We start from the raw sequence: 3,582 nt of genomic DNA, 5'->3' as shown, positions 1-3,582 counted from the left end.
CTTGCTCAAGATGCCCGGTGCGCCGGGCACCGCGATGCCCACGTCGTCGCTGCTGCGCTGGCGCATCGGCACATTCGAGGGCGTGGACCGCTCGGCGATCTCGTCCTCGGCGTCCTCGGCACCGCCCAGGGTGGCGATCAGGCGCTGCACCACGTGGTGGGCCGAGATGTGGCCCTCCCCCACCGCGGTGTAGAGCGCCGAGACATCGGTGTAGCGCAGCTCCCGGGCCAACGACCCCATGGAATCGGCATTCATCAAGCGCTGCAAGGGAAGTCCGCCGCGGCGCACCTCACGGGCGATGGCGTCCTTACCGGACTCCAGCGCCTCCTCCCGGCGCTCCTTGGCGAACCACTGCTTGATCTTCGCCTTGGCGCGCGGGGACTGGGCGAACGAGAGCCAGTCCCGCGACGGACCGGCGCCCTCGGCCTTCGAGGTGAAGATCTCGACGACCTCGCCGTTCTCGAGCTTGCGCTCCAGCGCGACGAGGCGGCCGTTGACGCGCGCGCCGATGCACCGGTGGCCGACCTCGGTGTGCACGGCGTAGGCGAAGTCGACCGGGGTGGAGCCGGTCGGCAGGGTGACCACGTCGCCCTTGGGGGTGAAGACGAAGATCTCCCGCGCGGCCAGGTCGAAGCGCAGCGACTCCAGGAACTCGCCGGGGTCGGCGGCCTCCCGCTGCCAGTCGAGCAGCTGGCGCATCCACGCCATCTCGTCGACCTCGACGCTCTTGCCCCGGTGGCTGCCCTTGGTCTCCTTGTACCGCCAGTGCGCGGCGATGCCGTACTCGGCGGTGCGGTGCATGTCGTAGGTGCGGATCTGCACCTCCAGCGGCTTGCCGTCCGGCCCGATGACCGTGGTGTGCAGCGACTGGTAGACGCCGAAGCGGGGCTGCGCGATGTAGTCCTTGAACCGGCCCGGCATCGGCTGCCACAGCGCGTGCACCACGCCCATCGCGGCGTAGCAGTCGCGGACCTCGTCGACCTGGATGCGGACGCCCACGAGGTCGTGGATGTCGTCGAAGTCCCGGCCGCGCACGATCATCTTCTGGTTGATCGAGTAGTAGTGCTTGGGCCTGCCCTCGACCTTGGCGGTGAGCCGCGCGCCCTCCAGGTGCCCGCTCAGCTCGTTGATCACGCCGCTGAGGTAGGTGTCGCGGGACGGGGCCCGGTTGGCGACCAGGCGCACGATCTCGTCGTACTTCTTGGGCTGCAGGATCGCGAACGCGAGGTCCTCCAGCTCCCACTTGACCGTGGCCATGCCGAGCCGGTGCGCGAGCGGGGCCAGCACCTCCAGGGTCTCGCGGGCCTTGCGGGCCTGCTTCTCCGGCGGCAGGAACCGCATGGTGCGCATGTTGTGCAGCCGGTCCGCCAGCTTGATCACCAGGACCCTGGGGTCCTTGGCCATGGCGATGACCATCTTGCGGATGGTCTCGGCCTCGGCGGCGGCGCCGAGCTTGACCTTGTCGAGCTTGGTGACGCCGTCGACCAGCAGGGCCACGACGGTGCCGAAGTCGTCGCGGAGCTGGTCGAGCGAGTAGTCGGTGTCCTCGACCGTGTCGTGCAGCAGGGCCGCGACCAGGGTCGTGGTGTCCATGCCCAGCTCGGCCAGGATGGTGGCCACCGCGAGCGGGTGGGTGATGTACGGGTCGCCGGACTTGCGGCGCTGCGGGCGGTGCTTCTCCTCGGCCACGTCGTAGGCGCGCTGGAGCAGCGCCAGGTCGGCGTTGGGGTGGAGGTCGCGGTGCACGGCGGCGAGCGGTTCGAGGACCTGCTTGACCGGCGCGGCCCGCTGGGCGGTGATGCGGCGCGCGAGCCTGGCCCGCACGCGCCTGGTCGCCGACGGGGCCCTGCCTGGCACGGGCGGCGTCGGGGCAGTGGGTTCGGTGTCCTGGCTCAACACGCTCCTCGGGTGTCTAGGCACCGAGGATAACTCCGATGGCGGGGCGGGCCCCGCCACCGGGCGACGAGCGGTGTGGTTCACACGACGAGCAGCAACCGTGAACGGGTGCGACCGGTCAGGGGAACGCCGACCGTGATCACGTGCTCACAGCGTGAGCAGGGTCCGCACGGGGTAACCCGAAAGGCGGTCCCGACCACCCAGTCCGACCAGTTCGAGGACCACGGAGACGCCGGTGACGACCCCACCCGCGTGCTCCACGAGCTGGCAGGCGGCGGCTGCGGTTCCCCCGGTCGCGAGGACGTCGTCCACGACGACGACCCGCTGGCCGGGCTGGATCAGCCCGGCGGGCAGCTCCAGGGTGGCGGTGCCGTACTCCAGCTCGTAGCTGACCCGGTGCGACACGGCGGGCAGCTTGCCCGGCTTGCGCAGGGCGACGACGCCGTAGCCGTGGCCGTAGCCGAGCGCGGACCCGAGCAGGAAGCCCCTGGACTCGATGGCCGCGACGACGGTGGTGCCGGGTTCGACCGTGCCGCTGAGGGCGTCGGTCATGGCGCGGAGCGCCTCTGGATCGGCCAGGACGGGCGTGAGGTCCCGGAACAGGACCCCCGGCTGGGGGAAGTCCGGGACCTCACGCATGAGTCCGAGCGCGTGCTCTAGCTTCAACGCTGCTTCTTGCCCGTCGGTCGGTTGGTGCGCCGCGCGTCGGCGGCCTTGGCGTGCCGCGCGGGCACGCCCGCGGCGGCGGTGAAGGCCTTCTCCTTGCGGAGCTCGGCCTCCAGGCTCTCCTCGTCGGTCGACTCGACCTCGTCCTCGGCGACCGCGCCCGCGGCGTTCTTGCGGGCCAGGTTGTCCCGTCGGGCCTTGACCCGAGCGGCCTGGGCCTTGTAGCGAGGGTCGCGCATCTTCAGGTCGACCGCGATCGAGGGCGCGATGAAGATGGACGACAGGGCGCCGATCGCCATGCCTGCCAGCTGCACCAGCGCGAGGTCCTTCAGGGTGCCGACGCCGAGCAGCCAGACGCCGACGACCAGCAGGCCCATGACCGGCAGCAGCGCGATCAGCGAGGTGTTGATCGAGCGCATCAGGGTCTGGTTGACCGCGAGGTTGGTGGCCTCGCCGTAGGTGCGGCGGGTCAGGCCGAGGATGCCTCGGGTGTTCTCCCTGACCTTGTCGAAGACGACCACCGTGTCGTACAGCGAGAAGCCGAGGATCGTCAGCAGACCGATGATGGTCGCGGGCGAGACCTCGAAGCCGACGAGCGAGTACACGCCCGCGGTGATGACCACGTCGTGGACCACGGCGACGAGCGCGCCGACCGCCATGGCCAGCTCGAAGTACAGCGCCAGGAACAGCATCACCGCGATGAAGAAGATCAGCAGCGCGAGGAGCGCCTTGGTGGTGATCTCACCGCCCCAGGAGGCGGAGACGGCGCTGTCGCTGACCGAGGACAGGCCGCCCTCGGGCTTCAGGTCGTCGTTCAGCGTGTTCTTCAGGCCGTCGATCTGCTGGGTGGTCAGCGTCTCGGAGCGGATCTGGAACGTCGCGGCGTCGCCGGTGCCCACGGTCTGCACCGAGGTGGCGTCCTCGCCGACCGACTTCTTGAAGCTGTCCTGGACGGCTTCCTGCGAGATGGACGTGCCCTCGCCGGTCTGCGCGGGCATCTGGATGCGCGTGCCGCCGGTG

At 70.3% G+C, this 3,582-nt stretch carries 3 protein-coding genes; all 3 read right to left on the bottom strand.

From position 1 onward, the window contains the following. On the bottom strand, positions 1-1,896 hold a 1,896-nt coding region (locus ACTUAL_RS06190), incomplete at its 3' end, for a RelA/SpoT family protein (protein ID WP_440899566.1). A gap of 147 nt (positions 1,897-2,043) precedes the next feature. After that, a complete protein-coding gene (locus tag ACTUAL_RS06185) occupies positions 2,044-2,562 on the bottom strand; it encodes an adenine phosphoribosyltransferase (protein WP_157767550.1) in 519 nt (172 codons plus the stop codon). Further along, positions 2,559-3,582, bottom strand: a 1,024-nt coding sequence (gene secF, locus ACTUAL_RS06180) for a protein translocase subunit SecF (protein WP_440899565.1), incomplete at its 5' end; no start/stop codon positions are given. The genes secF and ACTUAL_RS06185, both read right to left, overlap by 4 nt.

The organism is Actinosynnema sp. (assembly GCF_052038725.1).
The sequence above is the reverse complement of the archived record's forward strand: the minus strand, read 5'-3'. Positions and strand labels throughout refer to the sequence as shown.